Raw genomic sequence first — 16,284 nt, 5'->3', positions numbered from 1 at the left:
GACACGACGGAAGGAAAGTTAGAACAGCTAAGCGTCCGAATTGCACCTATTTGCCCATGTGCAGATGGACGCGGGGTTACAAGTTTCGGATTCGCAGAGCTCAGGAGGGTTTGGCGGCAATCCCGATCGACACGGAGAGCGACAACGCGATGAGGGTCATGGCCAGCCACTGGTAGCTCTTGGGCGTGGGCTGCTTCTTACGTCCGAACTTGCTCACTGATGTCTCCCGTTTGTCCGTGGGTACTCAGCACATATTACTGTTCCATTACCCCAATGGCGCGGTCGACCGGAAACTGTGCGCGATCAGACAGCAGGCGGACCGCGAAGTCCGCCCGCTGCCCCGCGATCAAGAGATCGTGCGCAGTTCCCGTCGCAGTATCTTGCCGGTGACGGTCTTGGGCAGTTCCTCCACCAGCACCACGGAGCGTGGGTACTTGTACGCCGCCATCCGCTGCTTGCAGTGATCGATCAGATCTTCCGGGGTGACGGACGCCCCCGCGACGAGGCTGACAAACGCCTTCACCGTCTCACCGCGGTATTCGTCGGCGATCCCGACGACTGCCGCCTCACGGACTGCGGGGTGCTCGGCAAGAACGTCCTCGACCTCGCGTGGCCACACCTTGTAGCCGGACGCGATGATCATGTCCTTCTTACGGTCGACGACGTAGAACCAGCCGGCTTCGTCCATGAACCCCACGTCGCCGGTGTGGAACCACCCGTCGCGAATGGCCGACGCACTCTCCTCCGGCTTGTTCCAGTAACCGCGCACCACCTGTGGACCTCGGACGACCAGTTCGCCGATCTCTCCGATCGGCAGGATCGCACCGCCCTCGTCTTCGATGCGGACCACGGTGTTGGGTACGGGAACGCCGACAGACAGTGCTCCGGATGTGGGGTCGACCGGCGTATCCGCACCAACGGGAACGGCATGGGTCGGCGAGGTGGTCTCGGTCAGCCCGTAGATGTTGTGCAGCGCAGCACCGGTCATGGCGCGGACGGCCTCGGCGGCAGTCGGCGAGATGGGTGCGCCGCCGGAATACAGCAACCGCATGGAGGTGAAGTCTTCGGGCGCGCAACCCGGAGTGTTGAGCAGTGCGGTGAACGCAGTGATGGCGCCGACTGTGAATGTCGGGCGGTGCTCACGAATCGCGTCGAGCATCACCTCGGGCTGGAAGCGATAGGCAAGCACCAGCGGCATTCTCGCCAGGACGGACACCGCGATGTGACCGATCAACCCCGTGATGTGGAAGAGCGGTGCAACTCCGAGAACCGTGTCTTTCGGGGTGAGCCCCAACCAGTCCCGGTACACCTGGGCGTTGAAGGTCATATTCGCGTGAGAGGTCATCGCTCCCTTCGGCGGACCGGTGGTTCCCGACGTATACGTCAGTACCGCAATGTCTTCCGGTGCAGCGTCAGTGGTGATCGGATCGCCGAGACGATGTTCGTCGATCAGCGTCGCAAGATCGTCGGTACCGAGATCCTTCTTGACGATTCCGTCGAAAATCCTCGGATCGTTGCGACTTTGATACTCGAGTTCCGAGGTGGTGATAACTCGCCTGACCGGCGAGTCGGAGACGACATTGCGGCCGACGGACTCGTAGAGCCCCTCGAGAGCGATCAGAACCGCTGCTCCGGAATCTTCGAGTTGGTATCCCAGTTCTCGTTCACGGCTCATGGGATTGATCGAGACTGCGACGCCGCCGGCTTTCCAGATTCCGGCGAGCGCAAGCACGAACTGCGGAACGTTCTGGAGGAACAGAGCGACGCGGTCACCCTTCACCAGTCCACCGGCTCGGAGTGCTCGGGCCAGCGCGTCACTCTGCTGATCCAGTTCGGCGTAACTGAGTTGACCGTCGAAGTACTTCACAGCCGTGGCGTCCGGATCAGAGCGGACCGCCGCTGCCAACATTTCGAGCATCGTGGGGTGTTCGACGTCGATGTCGGGGGGAACGTCGTTGCGGTACAACGCCAACCAAGGGCGATCTTCGTATGTCATTTGATGGCAACCGGATTCACGGGAGAGCCGCTGGCCTTGGCAACCTTGAGTGGTGCGGCGACGTACAGGAACGTGTACTGGCCGTCGGACGCGCAGTCCGCGGCCAGCTTCTCCAGATCGCAGATCTCGGTGAACACCACACCGAGGTTGCGCATCAATGCGTTGTGGAGAACCAGTGCCACACCGTTTTCGGGGTCGGTGGTGACCTCGTTAGCAATGGTGTCGGTGACGAGGTTCGGAATCTCCATGTCCTGGAACCACTGGACGAGTTCGGGGCTGTAGATCAAGCCGGGCTCGCAGAAGCCCTCGTAGAAGGCTTCGCCCTGGTCGAAGAACAGCTTGAGGAAGTTGGTGCGGATGACGAGAATGTCACGCTTCTCGATGGTGACGCCCTGCGCTTCGGCACAGGCCAAAAGATCATGGTGCGTGAAGGTTTCGGCCTTGTCGAGGTTCTCCTTGCCGCGGAACTTCGCCATGTCGAGAAGTACTGCGCGTCCGACGACGCCACGGTCGGCAATCGGTTCGACGCTGGCCTTCTCCAGGCCGCCGACAGTGGTATCAGCGGAGTATCCGTTCCACAGGGCGCCGTCGTACCAGACGTGGCCGAGTGCGTCGTACTGCGTCGAGCCCTGCAGGAACGCGTCGATCTTGTCGTCCGCGTAATGCAGGCCGCCGGGGAAGTTGGGGGCGTCGTCGCCGTCCCAGCTGCTCTCGTCGAAGATCTGTGTGCGCTCGGCAGGGCTGCGTCCCGGCCACACCGGATCACCCTTGGGGTCGCCGATGAGCCGTTGAAGCGTGAACACGGAACCCTGCTTGATGGTTCCGACGCCACGAAGCACCTGTCCGGCGTCGAGGTAGTTCAGTGAACCGACCTCGTCGGACTCTCCCCACTTGCCCCAGTTGCTGGGCGCGTCGCGCAGGAGTTCTCCAAGATATGGCGCCTCGGTCATGGTGATTCGATCCTCTCGCTACCGACACCGAACGATCGCTCGGGCGGACCTGGGTCTTTGTGATCCACATCATGTTCAGGCCGATAACTAGTAGTCAACACGTTCATAGATTTCCGTGGTCATCGCATTGTTGGAAATCCAATGTTCGGTAATACTGAACACTGTGACCGAATTTGAGAATGCTGTCCTGATCGGGGCGTCGATCCGGCAAGCGCGGCGTCACAGCGGGCTCTCGCTGCGTGAATTGGCCAGGCGTCTCGATGTCAGCCCGGCTACCCTCAGCGCTGTCGAGACCGGAAAGACCAGAGTCAGCGTCGACCGGTTGGCGGCAATCGGCGGGATTCTCGGAGTGCGTTTCGACGCTCTGCTCCCGGCTGCGATAGTGCGTCCGCCGGAACAGCCGCGATGGGGAGGCGACGACGCCGACCCGGACGCACATTTTCGCCCGAACGAGTGGCGAAGGTTCGGTCCGAGTTCGTTCGATCCGGTGTTGGCTGCAGCGCTCGCGGAGATGGTGAAGACCGGATATCACGGCGCTGCGATGCGTGAGATCGCCAAACGTGCGCAGATGAGTGTTCCGGGTCTGTATCACCACTATTCCAGCAAGCAACAGATGTTGGCCGAAATTCTCGACCTCACCATGGCTGAACTGAACACGAGATCGTTGGCGGCTATCGACGAGGGCGAAAGTCCCTCCGAAAGGCTGGCTTTCCTCGTCGAATGTGTGACCTTGTTCCATATCTATCGGCGTGATCAAGGATTCCTCGGCGCCAGCGAAATGCGCAGTCTCACAGCCGAGAACAGGTTGCGCATCACGGAATCACGCAACTACCAGCAATGGTTGATGACGAAGCAGGTGGACGACGGAATCGCCGCCGGTGTGTTCGAGACGGATCGGCCGAGACAGGCCGCGCGTGCGATTGTCGTGATGTGTGTCTCTGTCGCGCAATGGTATCGGCCGAGCGGACCACAAACGCCCGAGGAAATTGCACGCGACTACGCGCGTTTTGCACTGGATCTGGTGCGCCTTCAGCGACCGTGACGGACGTCATCCGGTTCGGGTGATGCGCCAGCGGGCAAAGGGGTCCATGCTTGGAAGGTATCCGTACCGCGACTCGAGTAAGGAACGAAACCCAATGTCTTCCAAGCTGTCTCACAAGGCCTACATGATCGGTGCCGGCATCGGAAACCTCTCGGTTGCCGTCTATTTGATTCGAGACGGTGAGTGGAGCGGTGAGGACATCACCATCATGGGGCTGGACATGCATGGAGCGAACGACGGCGAATCTGCCGCTACCTTCCAGCACCAGTACGGTCATCGCGAGCTGGGCAACGACGCGGGCTTCATCAATCGTGGCGGTCGCATGCTCAACGAGGAGACCTATGAGAACCTCTGGGACGTGCTGAGTGTGGTTCCGTCGCTGGACAACCCGGGAAAATCGGTGACGGATGACATTCTCGATTTCGACCACGCGCATCCAACGCACGACGTCGCACGATTGATCGATCGCGACGGTATTCGCAACAAGGGTGAAAACGACTACAAGCACATGCAATTCGACAACAAGGATCGGTACTTGTTGACGAAGCTGATGACGATGCCGGAGTCGGACGAGGCAAAACTCGACGACATCAGTATCGAGCAGTGGTTCGAGGACACTCCGCACTTCTTCACCACCAACTTCTGGTACATGTGGGAGACCACATTTGCTTTCAAGCGGGTGAGTTCGGCGATGGAGCTTCGCCGGTACATGAACCGAATGATTCTCGAGTTCAGTCGCATTCAAACTCTTGCCGGTGTCACCAGATCCCCGTACAACCAGTACGAGAGCATCATCTTGCCGATGCGGGCCTTCCTCGAAGGCAAGGGCGTGAAGTTCGTCAACGAACTGAAGATCACGGAGTTCGTGTTCAAGGACACCCCGCTACGAGACGAGATCATCGTGACGGGACTCGATTACGAAAACGTCCGCACCGGTGAGAAGGGCAGAATCGACGTGGCGGAGGGCGATTTCGTCTTCGACACCAACGGCAGCATCACCGACAGTTCTTCGATCGGCGATCTCGACACGCCGATCGTCGAAGACATGAGATACGCACCGAGTGCGCTGCTGTGGAAGCAGGCCACCGAGCATTTCTACGATCTCGGGAATCCCGACAAGTTCTTCGGGGACCGGGCGCAGAGTGAGTGGACCAGCTTCACCGTCACCACTTCGTCACACGAGCTCATCAACGAGATTTCCCGAATCACCAAGCAGCTCCCCGGAAATGCGCTCAACACATTCGTGGACTCGAACGTGCTTCTCTCGATCGTGGTCCACCATCAGCCGCACTACCACGCGCAGAAGGAGAACGAAGGAGTCTTCTGGGGTTACTGTCTGTTCCCGCGCAAGGACGGCGACTACGTGAAGAAGCCGTTCATCGAGATGACCGGGCGGGAAATGCTGGAAGAGACGCTCGGACACCTCGAGGCGCTCGACGAGAGCGGTGCGCTCGCCGCGCGTCGACAAGAGATTATGGACAGCGTCGTGAATTCGATTCCCAGCCATATGCCTTACGCCAGTGCGCTGTTCAATCGGCGCGCCGTCGGCGACCGGCCGCTGGTGGTGCCGAAGCACTCCAAGAACCTGGCGTTCATCAGTCAGTTCGCGGAGATGCCGTTCGACATGGTGTTCACCGAGCAGTACTCGGTGCGCTGCGCTCAGGTAGCCGTCTACAAGTTCCTGGGGATTCCAGAAGACAAGCTCACCAAGATGCATCACTACGAGAAGGATCCGAAGGTCCTCGCCAAGGCCGCAGTGACGATGTTCCGCTGAGGGGTGCTCAGCGACCGTGCCGCTTCTCGTAGTCCTCGCGAGTGCGATCGGCACGGCGCTGGGCCTTCTCGTCGAGCAGTTCGGGATCGAGTCCGTGGCTCAGCAGGCGGTGACGGCGGTAGATGGTCCCGAGCGCCACGACGAAGTACGCGAGCGGGATGAGCAACAAGGCCATCATGGCCAAGGGAATCCAGATCGGTCCCGGGATCAAGAGGAACAGCAGAAGGATCAGCGTCGCCGGCACGGTGAAGCGGATGATGTAGCGGGCCTGGGCGCCCGGGCCGACGAGATCGTTCCGTACCCAGTCCTGATACCGGTCGGGGAGCGTCTTCCCCAGGAGGTATCCGCAGTACTGAGGAAAGTTCGGGCGAGTCTGTTCGGCCATGGCATCCAGGATAGTGCCTGGTACTGCCGCTTACACCGGTGCCTTGAACGTGCGTCGGTAGGCGCTCGGTGAAACGCCGAGGGCCTCGTTCATGTGTTGACGCATGGATGTCGCAGTCCCGAAGCCGGTTCGAGCAGCAATCGCATCGATCGACAGATCGGATTCCTCCAGTAGTTCCCGCGCCCGATCGACGCGTCTGCTGGTCAACCAGCGGTTCGGTGTGGTTCCGACTTCGTCGCGGAATCGACGGCTGAACGTGCGGACGCTCATGTTGGCGCGCGTCGCCAGGTCCGCCAGGGTGATCGGGTCGTCGAGATGTTCGAGGGCCCAGTGCCGAGCGTCGGCAGTCGATTCCGAAGGCTTGTCGGCCAGGGGGCGTCGGATGTACTGAGCTTGGCCACCGTCGCGCCACGGCGGTACGACGCAACGCCTCGCGACGGTGTTCGCCACTTCCATGCCGTGGTCACGCCTGACGATATGCAGGCAGAGGTCGACTCCCGACGCCACCCCGGCCGAGGTCAGGATGTGGCCTTCGTCGACGAACAGCACGTCCGGATCCACGTTCACCTTGGGATAGACACGCTGGAAATGGTCGGTGTTGCGCCAGTGCGTCGTGGCGCGGAGTCCGTCGAGCAAACCCGCCGCGGCGAGGATGTACGACCCGGTGCAGATCGAGACCAGCCGAGTGCCCGGCCGGATGTGTTGGAAAGCTGCGGCCAACTCGGGGGAGAGGTAGCCGTCTTCGTAGGCCGGACCCAACTCGTACGACGCGGGGATGACGACGGTGTCGGCGGTGGCGAGCAACTCGCTCCCGTGGTCGACCGAGATGCTGAAGTCTGCGTCGGTCTGCACGGGATTGCCGTCGACGGTGCACGTCAGGATCTCGTACAGCGGCCGATCCTCGACGTCGAGGGCACGTCCGAAGATGCGCGCCGGGATGCCGAGTTCGAAGGGGATGACTCCATTCAGAGCCAGTACGACGACGCGATGCGGACCAGACATGGCTTGATTCTTTCATATATTGGCAATCTGGCCACTGTTCTCCATCGAATCCGAACTGCAGAATTCTCTCTGTGACTTCTGAGACCGCTCTCCCCGAATCAGGCCAACAGCAGGTGAGCCCGCCGCGCTTTCACCGCGCCTGGTCCGTCGCGATCGTGGCATTCCTGGCGTTGGTCGGTGCGGCGAGCTTCCGCGCTGCCCCATCGGTGCTGATCGATCCGCTGCACGAGGATTTCGGGTGGTCGCGCGCCAGCATCTCGGCGGCCGTCTCGGTCAACCTGATTCTGTACGGGTTGACCTCGCCGTTCGCTGCTGCCTTGATGGAAAGGTTCGGCATCCGGGCGGTTGTCACTTCGGCGTTGGCGCTCATCTCGCTCGGCAGTGGTCTCACCATCTTCATGACCTCGAGTTGGCAGCTCATTCTGCTGTGGGGTGTCTTCGTCGGTCTCGGTACCGGTTCGATGGCGCTGGCGTTTGTCGCCACCGTCGTCGATCGCTGGTTCGTCGAGAAGCGTGGTCTCGTGACCGGCATCCTGACGGCCGGTGGTGCTGCCGGTCAGCTGGTGTTCCTTCCGGTCCTGGCGAAGATCGCCGAAACGTACGACTGGAAGAGCGTCGCCTTCACAGTTTCGTTTGCCGCACTGGCCGTTGTGCCGTTCGTTCTGCTGTTCCTGCGTAACTATCCGTCAGACGTGGGTACGACGCCTTACGGCGCGCCCGCCGATTACGCCCCACCAGCCAAGCCTGTCTACCAGCGCGGCGGTGCCGGAGGCCGGGCGATCTCGGTGCTGGTGATGGCGTCGAAGACCAAGGTGTTCTGGCTTCTCGCCGGTACCTTCGCGATCTGCGGCGCGAGCACCAACGGCCTGATCGGCACGCACTTCGTCCCGGCGTCGCACGACCACGGAATGCCGATCACGACGGCCGCGTCCCTCTTGGCGTTGATCGGAATCCTCGACATGGTCGGCACCATTGCTTCGGGTTGGTTCACCGACCGGATGGACTCGCGAAAACTTCTCGGCATCTATTACCTGTTCCGCGGAATCTCGCTGCTCTTCCTGCCGCTGCTGCTCGCGAACACTGTGAATCCACCGATGATCGCGTTTGTCATCTTCTACGGGCTCGACTGGGTGGCGACGGTTCCGCCGACCGTCGCGCTGTGCCGTCAACACTTCGGCGCCGACGCCCCCATCGTGTTCGGTTGGGTGCTGGCATCGCACCAGATCGGTGCGGGTCTGGTGGCCTTCTTGGCCGGTCTCGTTCGTGATCAGATCGGCTCATACGACGCTGCCTTCTTGGTGGCCGGCGCGCTCTGCGCGATCGCCGCAGTCATGTCGTTGTTGATCGCAAAACGTCCGAAAGAGGCAGTATTGGTTGACTCTGTCTGATTCGGCACTGTGATCGGTACCACCGACGGGGTAAGTTGTGTGTAACTCCAAGAACTACTCACCAGTAGGGGTACTGAAATGCCTGCTCCGTCCGCTGCGACCTTCTCGCGGCTCGCCGAACTGATCGCCATCGACAATGTTGCCGATCGCCCGACGAAGTCCATCACCGAGGTGTTCACCGGCAAGGAGCTGGCGACCATCCCCGTCGGCACCGCCGACGACGCACTTGCGGCCATCGCCCGTGCCCGCGTCGCCCAGAAGGAATGGGCCAAGCGCTCCGTCCTCGATCGCGCCGCCGTCTTCCACCGCTACCGCGATCTCATCCTCGAGAACCGCGACGCCCTCATGGACATGGCTCAGGCCGAGACCGGAAAGTCGCGTACCGCAGCTCAGGAAGAAGTCCTCGACATCTCGATGACGTCGCGTCACTACGCACGTGTGGCGCCGAAGCTGCTGCGCCCGCGTCGCGTCTCCGGCATGCTCCCGGGTCTGACGAAGACCGTCGTCCGCTACCAGCCCAAGGGCGTAGTCGGCGTCATCTCGCCGTGGAACTACCCGATGACGCTGGCCGTGTCCGACGCCATCGCCGCGCTGCTCGCCGGTAACGCCGTTGTCCTCAAGCCGGACAGCCAGACGCCGTACTGCGCGCTCGCCTGCGTCGAACTGCTCTACAAGGCGGGTCTGCCTCGCGACCTCTTCGCCGTGGTTCCCGGGCCGGGCTCCGTCGTCGGCACCGCCCTGGTTGAGAACACCGACTACCTCATGTTCACCGGTTCCACCGCGACCGGTCAGCTCCTCGCCGAGCAGGCCGGCCGTCGACTGATCGGCTTCTCCGCCGAACTCGGTGGCAAGAACCCGATGATCGTCGCGGCCGGCGCAGACCTGCGCGAGGTCACCGACGCCGCTGTGCGTGCGTGCTTCTCCAACTCCGGTCAGCTGTGCATCTCCATCGAGCGCATCTACGTCGAAGAGTCCATCGCACCCGAGTTCATCCGCATGTTCGGTGACCGCGTCAAGAAGATGAACCTCGCCGCCGGATACGAATTCGGAATCGAGATGGGCAGCCTCGTCTCCGAGGCGCAGGTCAAGGCAATCTCCGCTCATGTCGACGACGCAGTGGTCAAGGGCGCCACCGTCATTGCCGGTGGAAAGGCCCGGCCGGACATCGGACCGCTGTTCTACGAGCCCACCCTGCTCACCGGGGTTCCCGAAGACGCCGAGTGCTACCGCGACGAGACCTTCGGGCCGCTCGTCTCGATTTACCCCGTCAAGGACGTCGAAGAGGCCATCGCTGCGGCCAACGACACCGAGTACGGCCTCAACGCCAGTGTGTGGGCTGGAAGCAAGGCTGCCGGCGAAGCCATCGCAGCGCGCATCCACGCCGGCACCGTCAACGTCGACGAGGGTTACGCACCCACCTGGGGCAGCACCGCAGCACCGATGGGCGGTATGGGTGTCTCGGGCGTCGGTCGTCGTCACGGCGCCGAGGGGCTGATCAAGTACACCGAACCGCAGACCGTTGCCACCACTCGCGTCATGAATCTCGGTGGACCGCGCGGACTTCCGGCCAAGGTGTGGGCAAAGCTCATGCCTCACGCCATCAAGATCATGTCCTGGGTTCCGGGCCGGTAACGGGTGGAAACCGCCAGCGCGTACATCGAGGCAACGCCGGTATCGGTGTGGAAGGTTGTCAGCGACATCGAAGGTATGGGTCGCTTCAGTCCTGAAAATACCGGTGGAACATGGACTTCCGGAACTCCGGGCACTGTGGGTGCAAAGTTCAAGGGCACCAACAAGCATGGTCTGATTCGGTGGAGCACGCACTGCACGGTGGTCGACGTGGTCGACTGCCGGAGGTTCTCCTTCGAATCGGACGAGCCGAAGGCCCGGTGGACATATGTGCTCGAGCCTTCGGGAACGGGCACCGTGCTTACCGAGACTCGTGAGATCTATGCGACGCCTGCGCTTTACGTGCGCATGATGTCGGGTAGCGGCCTACTCGGTCGGGGTCGAGATCAGCTGATGCAGACCGGAATGGAAACTACTCTGGCGCGCATCAAGGCGTTTCTGGAGAGCTAGAAACTTACACAAGTGGGGCTGCACTCGATTCGAGTGCGGCCCCACTTCTGTTGTTGGAGATCTAGTTTGCAGTGCTGATGAGCGCAGCGTCGATGAGCGCGGTGTAGACACGCTCCGGTTCTTCGGCGATGCGATTGAGTACGTACAGCCACCACTGTGTTCCGAAGATGACGTATTCGCGTGTGGTGAAGCCTGCTCCTCGGAGTGCGTCCAGTTGCTCGGTGCCTAGGCCGAGCAGCATCTCGAACTCGACGTGCTCGCCTCTGAGCTTCGAATCATGTTCGGCGCGTAGTGCTTCGAGGATGTCGCGGTCATGCGTCGCGATGGAGACCTGGTGACCCGATTCGACGATTCGGGCTGCGTAGTCGAGATACGCGCTGCGCAGTTCGGCACTACCGCGTGGGTAGGCGACGGACTCGGCTTCGAGGAAGGCGCCCTTCACGAGACGGATGCGACCGGGTCGGTCCAGCAGAGCGGCGAGATCCTTTGCCGTGCGGTGCAGTCGGGCCTGAACGGTGATCCCCACGTGAGTGAAGCGCTCGGCCAGCCGCGCGTGCATGTCGAGGACCAGGTCGGTGCGATCGGACGCTTCGGCGGAGATGATCAGCTCGGCACCTGCGCGTTCCGTGGCCTCGGCCAGGCGCACGACATTGCGAAAGCACTGCTCCGGATCGATCACCAAGCCGATGTGCGAGAGGTCGAACGACACGGTGCTCTCGACACCCGACGTGCCGATTCGTTCCGCGAGTTCCACGAAAACATCGGTTTCGGCGTTCGCGAGCTCGGGATCCCGGACGCTTTCCCCGGTGTATTCGATGCTCGCCTTGTGTCCTCGCGCGAAGATCGAGGGGAGGCGGTCGAAAGCGTCGTCGATGGTTTCGCCGCCGATGTAGCGAGCGGCGACTTTCCGTGCGAGTGCTGCAGTCGCAGCGTCCGCCATGGTGCGTTCTTTCAGGGATTCGTCGAGTGCGAGGCGGCGTAGGACGTCTGCGGCCTGGGCTTGTAGATCCGTGTTCACGGCTTCAGCGTATCCGGACGAGGGTGCGGGAATTATTCTCCAGACCCTTGCGTTCGATCTATTGTCGATATATCGTCGATACGTCAAACAAACACAGACAGTCCAGGAGGACAACATGTACGCCCCACACAACAACCCAGAAATGCAAGAACGTCGCGAGCATGGCCGCCGAGGCCCGCATCGTGGACACGGTTTCCGTCGAGGATTCGAGGGCGAGCGACCCGAGGGTCGCTTCGAAGACCGAGCAGAAGGACGCCCCGAAGGCCGGCGCGGTCGGCCCGACCAGCGCGGACACGGTCGGCCGGGTTTCGGTGAAGCCGGCGCAGCGCTCCGTCCCGCGATGGGCCTACTCCGAGGTGCCGCTGTCGCGGTAGCCGCAGGTGGGACCGCTGAGCAGGTAGCCAAGGCCGAGGCAATTCTCGCCGAGGCACGCCGAGCACTGTTCGAGATGCTGGCGGAAAAGCCGGCTGACGCGCAGCAGGCTCACACAGAATCTACCGACACGCTGCCGGCAGAGTGATCACGGCGCTCAGGCGCCGACGGTGACTTCCTCGCTGTTCATGCCGGAAACGTGGCCGTCGGCGCCCTCTCGCCAGTACCCGACAACATTGTGCTTGTCGCGAGCTATTCCTCGAACTTCCCTCAGATGCTTACGAATACGACGGCTGGTTGCGCTTTCGCACGCCACCCACGCGTAGACGTCGGCCGATTCGGATTCGGGAAACTCGACCTTCTCCACAGCCTCGAACAGTGCGCTCGGCGCCTTTCCGAGGCCACTCCCCACGAGCCACGTGTACGTGACGTCGCCGCGAGTGACAAATTCCTGTCGATCCTCTTCGGTTTCGACCTCGATGATCGCCTGTGCGACATCGCCTTCACGAAGTTCTTCGACAATCCTGCCCAGTCCGGGGAGACCCGTGGCGTCTGCGACCAGCAGCTGCCAGCGAGGACCCGCCGGTGCTTGGTAGTGGGACCGCGAACTGTCCGACCAGAAGACGCCTAGTAGGTGACCTGGTTCGGCCCGCAGGGCCCAATCCGCTGCAATACCGCCAGGGTGCACGACGAAGTCGATGTCCAGACGTCGGCCGCCGTCGTGCACCTTGCGCACGGTGTAGTGCCGCCACGGTGGCTCGGTTCCGAGATCGGCCTTGCCGTAGTCGGGATTGTTGAAGTAGTCGTATTCTGCTTCTGTTTCACCGGGTTTCGGGAACGCGATGTCGATGCGCTCGTCGCCTTGTCCGCCGGTCGGCCAGTGCCAGTCGCCTTCTGCCTCGATGCTGATTCGCCGCATGTGCGGGGTCAGGGACGTGACGGTGACAACGCGGGCGGGTTCGCAGAAAGACATGCCTCGACCCTATTGGTCCTGCGTGTCGAAGTGGAGACAGATGCTGTCGCAAGACGGACATCGAGCGCAGCTGAAAACGCCAGCGTATGCCCCGGGGCATGATTCTTCCCCGGTGCACACGCTGGCCTTTTCAGTTATGTCGGTTCACGCCGCTGTCGGTGGGCTGTTCCCGCCGATCGGCTGTTGATACGGATCAACCGACATCGGTGGATAGAACACCGATTTCCGATCCGGGCCGATCTCCACCCGCCACTCCGTGTGGTGCAGCGTCCGATGGTGATGACCGCACAACAAGATCAGATTGTCGAGATCTGTTGGGCCACCATCGTTCCAATGAACAATATGGTGGGCATCGCACCACCCCGACGGTGTCCCGCACCCCGGAAACGCACACCCGCCATCACGAACCGCCAACGCCCGCCGCTGCGGAACCGTCGCCGTTCGCACTTCCTTACCGCAGTCGAGCGGAACACCATTCTCATCCAACAAAATTCGCGTGACCGTGCAGTCGCAGGCCAACATCCGGGCGGTGTCGATGCTGATCGGGCCCACCCAATCCGCCCACGCAAATCCGAGTTCCTCCGTCGACGGCAGGAGGTCTTTCAACGCTTGCAGGTCCGTCATGTCTTTCGCGGACGCGGTGACCGTGATGTGTGGTTTCACCCCGCCTTCGATCGGACCCAACCCCGCCCGCTCGTACCGCCGCAGTAGTTCGCAGAACCCGTCCGCGCGCCGCAGCGCCGGCGTACGGATGTCCTTGACGCCGTCCTTCTCCGGTGTCGGCGCAGACAGGCTCGACAACAACGTGATCAGACGCGCCCCGTTCACCGCATCCAGATCACCCTTCACCGACACGCGCCCGTACAAACCTTTCGACGCGTAGAACTCGTTACGCTCCGAATCCTCACCCACCGGAACGCCGTCCTCACGCTTGCCGTACTGCTTCTCGATCCGCCGAATCGCCGCCCGCACCGCATCACAATCGGCAATGTTCTGCGACGCCAACCCCAACAGAATCCCGCGAGCCTTGTCCACATCCGCCGGCGTCATGTTCTTGGGTGGATGCTGACAAAACGACGCCACCTGCCGCGCCTTCAACGCATCCACGTCACCACGATGAAACGCATCCGCCACAACAGGCTCGAGCAGAAGCAACCGCGCCAACCCGACCAGCAGACTGCACTCACCGATCTCCAGATTCGTCGAACCATGCAACCACTGCGCGATCGCCCGAAAACCCTTCCCGCCGAGAACGTCCCGGGAAAACATCTCCACGATCAACAACACCATCCGCGACTGCAACTCGTGCCGGGCGCGCACCAGATCCAGAACCTCACTCTTGAGGTCCTCGCCACCCAGTTGCCACGCTTCTCGACTGTCCATGCTCAAAGTTTAATCGAACAAAGTTTCGAACACAAGAGAATCGCAGGCGAAAATTGCTGCTGTCCAGCTACTTTCGACAATTCGGGCAAATGTCAGATTGAACCCAACTCGCGCGCACGAGCTACCGCCGACGTCCGCGACTTCACTCCCAACTTGCCGAAGATGTGAACCAGGTGCGACTTGACCGTGGTCTCACTCAGGAACAGTTCTTTGCCGATCTCTCGGTTGGAGCGACCCGCCGCCACCAACTTCAGAACTTCGATTTCCCTTGGGCTGAGGCTGGTTTCGGGTTTGCGTACCCGAGTCATGAGCTTCGACGCGATGGCGGGGGAGAGAACGCTGTCCCCGCTCGCAGCGGCGCGGACGGCTGACAGCAACTCGATCGGTGGTGTGTCCTTGAGTAGGTACCCGCTGGCCCCGGCCTCGACAGCGCTCAAGATATCTGCATCCGTGTCGTAGTTGGTCACAACGAGTACGTGCGGCGGATTCGGAAGCGCGCACACCGCGCGGGTGGCGTCGACGCCCGTCTTCCCGGGGCCGAATCGCAGGTCCATGAGCACGAGGTCGACCGGTGTGGTGGCGCAGAAGGCTATGGCTTCCTCGGCGGTGCCCGCTTCGCCGACTACCTCGATGTCGGCTTCGCTTTCGAGCAGCGCTCGTAACCCGGCGCGCACGATCGCGTGATCGTCGGCGAGCAGCAGGCGGATCACGGTTCGCCGACTTCGAGAGGAAACGTCACTGCGACGGCCGTGTGTCCCGGCTCGGACTCGATGGAGAAAGTCCCGCCCTGCAGTTCGACGCGCCGGCGAATTGCATTGAGGCCGAAAGATTCCGCCGGGCCACGTTCGAGAACTGCCACGTCGAAACCGCGACCGTTGTCGACCACGTCGAGGCTGACGGTGTCATCGGAATAGGTCAGTGTCACAGCCATTCTGGTTGCATCGGCATGGCGGAGAACATTGGACACCGCGCCCTGAGCGATGCGTACCAATGTTGCTTCGAGGGGCATCGGCAGCCGCACTGCCTCGCCTTCGACCACGGAGCGCGCTTCCAGTTCAGGACTGCTCGCGCGTTCGCAGATTCGACGAAGCGCGTCGGCGAGCGACTGACCGTCCAAGGCCGCGGGCGTCAATTCGGCTATGAGTTGGCGGGTTTCGGCAAGACTGTCCGCGGCAGTTTCCCGTGCGAGGCTGATCTGACGGATGGCCGGGCTGTCCGGATCGGCGCGTTCGGCAGCGTGAAGGAGCATCTGGATGCTCGAAAGTCCCTGGGCCACGGTGTCGTGAATTTCGGCGGCGAGTCTTTCACGTTCCGCGAATTTTCCGGCATCGCGGGACGTCGACGCCAATTCTTCACGAGTATTCATCAACTCGTCGATGAGACGACCGCGCTCGGCTGCCTCGCGGTACAGCGCTTGATATCCGAGGCCGATTGCAACCGCTACGGCAGCGCCGATGATCGGGCCGACGGCGCCGGCAATCGTCCATCCACGATGCAGGCCGGTGCCGACCACGGCGACAGCCGTTGCCGCGGTGACGGCGAGAAGACTCCAGGGGCGTCGCAGAATATGGAGATAGAGGAAGAAGAGTCCGAACGCGAGGTAGGCGGCGTCGGCGGATACCGCCATCGTCGCGATCCAGACGAGGGTCAGCACGGCCAGCCACCAGCGGGCAGCGTTGCCGCGCAGCCTTTTGGCGACCCCGAAAAGATAGACGGCAATAAAGATCACGGCCAACGCGATGATTGTTGCGGTCAGGTCGGATTCGTCGATCAGCGCTCGAAGAAACACCACACCGGCCAGCGCCATGACAAGGACATGCAGGCCCAGTTGTAGGCCGGCGAAGACAGGCGTGAGCGGAGATCGGTGCATCTCGCCCAGCTTAGCGAGGTTCGGGCCTGGTTCATCCATCAAAAGTTGTAAA

At 61.9% G+C, this 16,284-nt stretch carries 15 protein-coding genes; 6 read left to right on the top strand and 9 right to left on the bottom strand.

The genetic code is table 11. From position 1 onward, the window contains the following. Nucleotides 1-346: 346 nt before the first annotated feature. Both QRN54_RS21825 and QRN54_RS21820 read right to left on the bottom strand, forming a co-directional pair. A complete protein-coding gene (locus QRN54_RS21825) occupies nt 347-1,996 on the bottom strand; it encodes a class I adenylate-forming enzyme family protein (protein WP_285183066.1) in 1,650 nt (549 codons plus the stop codon). After that, nucleotides 1,993-2,946, bottom strand: a complete 954-nt coding sequence (locus QRN54_RS21820; protein WP_003943547.1) for a cyclase family protein — start codon at nt 2,944-2,946, stop codon at nt 1,993-1,995. The genes QRN54_RS21825 and QRN54_RS21820 overlap by 4 nt, the downstream gene beginning before the upstream one ends. A gap of 115 nt (nt 2,947-3,061) precedes the next feature. Between QRN54_RS21820 and QRN54_RS21815 the strand changes: the two genes are divergently transcribed. Next, nucleotides 3,062-3,988, top strand: coding sequence for a TetR-type transcription factor C-terminal domain-containing protein (locus QRN54_RS21815; protein WP_285183065.1), 927 nt, complete (start codon nt 3,062-3,064; stop codon nt 3,986-3,988). A 22-nt stretch (nt 3,989-4,010) separates the two neighbouring features. Continuing rightward, on the top strand, nt 4,011-5,762 hold the full coding sequence (locus QRN54_RS21810; protein WP_350318887.1) for an oleate hydratase: 1,752 nt from the start codon (nt 4,011-4,013) through the stop codon (nt 5,760-5,762). A 7-nt stretch (nt 5,763-5,769) separates the two neighbouring features. Here the strand turns inward: QRN54_RS21810 and QRN54_RS21805 are convergent, their stop codons facing one another. Both QRN54_RS21805 and QRN54_RS21800 read right to left on the bottom strand, forming a co-directional pair. After that, nucleotides 5,770-6,147 carry a DUF5313 family protein gene (locus tag QRN54_RS21805; protein WP_003943558.1) on the bottom strand — a complete coding sequence of 126 codons (378 nt, stop codon included), beginning with the start codon at nt 6,145-6,147 and terminating at the stop codon, nt 5,770-5,772. Nucleotides 6,148-6,177: 30 nt separating this feature from the next. Then, nucleotides 6,178-7,149 carry a GlxA family transcriptional regulator gene (locus QRN54_RS21800; RefSeq protein ID WP_007735863.1) on the bottom strand — a complete coding sequence of 324 codons (972 nt, stop codon included), beginning with the start codon at nt 7,147-7,149 and terminating at the stop codon, nt 6,178-6,180. Between the two features lie 71 nt (nt 7,150-7,220). Here QRN54_RS21800 and QRN54_RS21795 point away from each other — a divergent pair, with 71 nt between their 5' ends. The 3 genes from QRN54_RS21795 (at nt 7,221) to QRN54_RS21785 (ending at nt 10,616) form a co-directional block, all read left to right on the top strand. Then, a complete protein-coding gene (locus tag QRN54_RS21795; RefSeq protein WP_030536659.1) occupies nt 7,221-8,537 on the top strand; it encodes an MFS transporter in 1,317 nt (438 codons plus the stop codon). A gap of 78 nt (nt 8,538-8,615) precedes the next feature. Continuing rightward, nucleotides 8,616-10,169, top strand: a complete 1,554-nt coding sequence (locus tag QRN54_RS21790; protein WP_063315301.1) for a succinic semialdehyde dehydrogenase — start codon at nt 8,616-8,618, stop codon at nt 10,167-10,169. A 3-nt stretch (nt 10,170-10,172) separates the two neighbouring features. Beyond that, entirely contained in the window at nt 10,173-10,616 is a 444-nt protein-coding gene (locus QRN54_RS21785; RefSeq protein ID WP_030536658.1) for an SRPBCC family protein, read from the top strand. Nucleotides 10,617-10,677: 61 nt separating this feature from the next. On the opposite strand, the gene QRN54_RS21780 is transcribed toward QRN54_RS21785, so the two are convergent. Then, a complete protein-coding gene (locus QRN54_RS21780) occupies nt 10,678-11,634 on the bottom strand; it encodes a proline dehydrogenase family protein (RefSeq protein WP_218681105.1) in 957 nt (318 codons plus the stop codon). Nucleotides 11,635-11,749: 115 nt separating this feature from the next. On the opposite strand from QRN54_RS21780, the gene QRN54_RS21775 reads away from it, so the two are divergent. Next, nucleotides 11,750-12,154: a hypothetical protein gene (locus QRN54_RS21775; protein ID WP_260646381.1), complete on the top strand. Its 405-nt coding sequence runs from the start codon at nt 11,750-11,752 to the stop codon at nt 12,152-12,154. Between the two features lie 9 nt (nt 12,155-12,163). On the opposite strand, the gene QRN54_RS21770 is transcribed toward QRN54_RS21775, so the two are convergent. The 4 genes from QRN54_RS21770 to QRN54_RS21755 all read right to left on the bottom strand — a co-directional run bounded on the left by QRN54_RS21770 (nt 12,164) and on the right by QRN54_RS21755 (nt 16,271). Then, the gene (locus tag QRN54_RS21770) at nt 12,164-12,979 is read right to left on the bottom strand and encodes a siderophore-interacting protein (protein WP_205907230.1); all 816 of its coding nucleotides are present in this window, start codon (nt 12,977-12,979) and stop codon (nt 12,164-12,166) included. A 144-nt stretch (nt 12,980-13,123) separates the two neighbouring features. Further along, nucleotides 13,124-14,362: an HNH endonuclease signature motif containing protein gene (locus QRN54_RS21765; protein ID WP_285183060.1), complete on the bottom strand. Its 1,239-nt coding sequence runs from the start codon at nt 14,360-14,362 to the stop codon at nt 13,124-13,126. A gap of 92 nt (nt 14,363-14,454) precedes the next feature. Then, nucleotides 14,455-15,072, bottom strand: coding sequence for a LuxR C-terminal-related transcriptional regulator (locus QRN54_RS21760; protein ID WP_081557169.1), 618 nt, complete (start codon nt 15,070-15,072; stop codon nt 14,455-14,457). Further along, nucleotides 15,069-16,271 carry a sensor histidine kinase gene (locus tag QRN54_RS21755; protein WP_081557170.1) on the bottom strand — a complete coding sequence of 401 codons (1,203 nt, stop codon included), beginning with the start codon at nt 16,269-16,271 and terminating at the stop codon, nt 15,069-15,071. The genes QRN54_RS21760 and QRN54_RS21755 overlap by 4 nt, the downstream gene beginning before the upstream one ends. Nucleotides 16,272-16,284 lie beyond the last annotated feature (13 nt).

It is taken from the genome of Rhodococcus sp. MEB032 (assembly GCF_030208925.1).
Lineage (GTDB): Bacteria > Actinomycetota > Actinomycetes > Mycobacteriales > Mycobacteriaceae > Rhodococcus_F > Rhodococcus_F qingshengii.
Note: the sequence above shows the minus strand (reverse complement) of the source record. Positions and strands in the feature narration are given on the sequence as shown.

Coding starts and splice junctions, on each gene's coding strand:
- QRN54_RS21825 (WP_285183066.1), bottom strand. CDS start 1,996: ATGACATACGAAGATCGCCCTTGGTTGGCGTTGTACCGCAACGACGTT.
- QRN54_RS21820 (WP_003943547.1), bottom strand. CDS start 2,946: ATGACCGAGGCGCCATATCTTGGAGAACTCCTGCGCGACGCGCCCAGC.
- QRN54_RS21810 (WP_350318887.1), top strand. CDS start 4,011: ATGCGCCAGCGGGCAAAGGGGTCCATGCTTGGAAGGTATCCGTACCGC.
- QRN54_RS21805 (WP_003943558.1), bottom strand. CDS start 6,147: ATGGCCGAACAGACTCGCCCGAACTTTCCTCAGTACTGCGGATACCTC.
- QRN54_RS21800 (WP_007735863.1), bottom strand. CDS start 7,149: ATGTCTGGTCCGCATCGCGTCGTCGTACTGGCTCTGAATGGAGTCATC.
- QRN54_RS21790 (WP_063315301.1), top strand. CDS start 8,616: ATGCCTGCTCCGTCCGCTGCGACCTTCTCGCGGCTCGCCGAACTGATC.
- QRN54_RS21775 (WP_260646381.1), top strand. CDS start 11,750: ATGTACGCCCCACACAACAACCCAGAAATGCAAGAACGTCGCGAGCAT.
- QRN54_RS21770 (WP_205907230.1), bottom strand. CDS start 12,979: ATGTCTTTCTGCGAACCCGCCCGCGTTGTCACCGTCACGTCCCTGACC.
- QRN54_RS21765 (WP_285183060.1), bottom strand. CDS start 14,362: ATGGACAGTCGAGAAGCGTGGCAACTGGGTGGCGAGGACCTCAAGAGT.
- QRN54_RS21755 (WP_081557170.1), bottom strand. CDS start 16,271: ATGGATGAACCAGGCCCGAACCTCGCTAAGCTGGGCGAGATGCACCGA.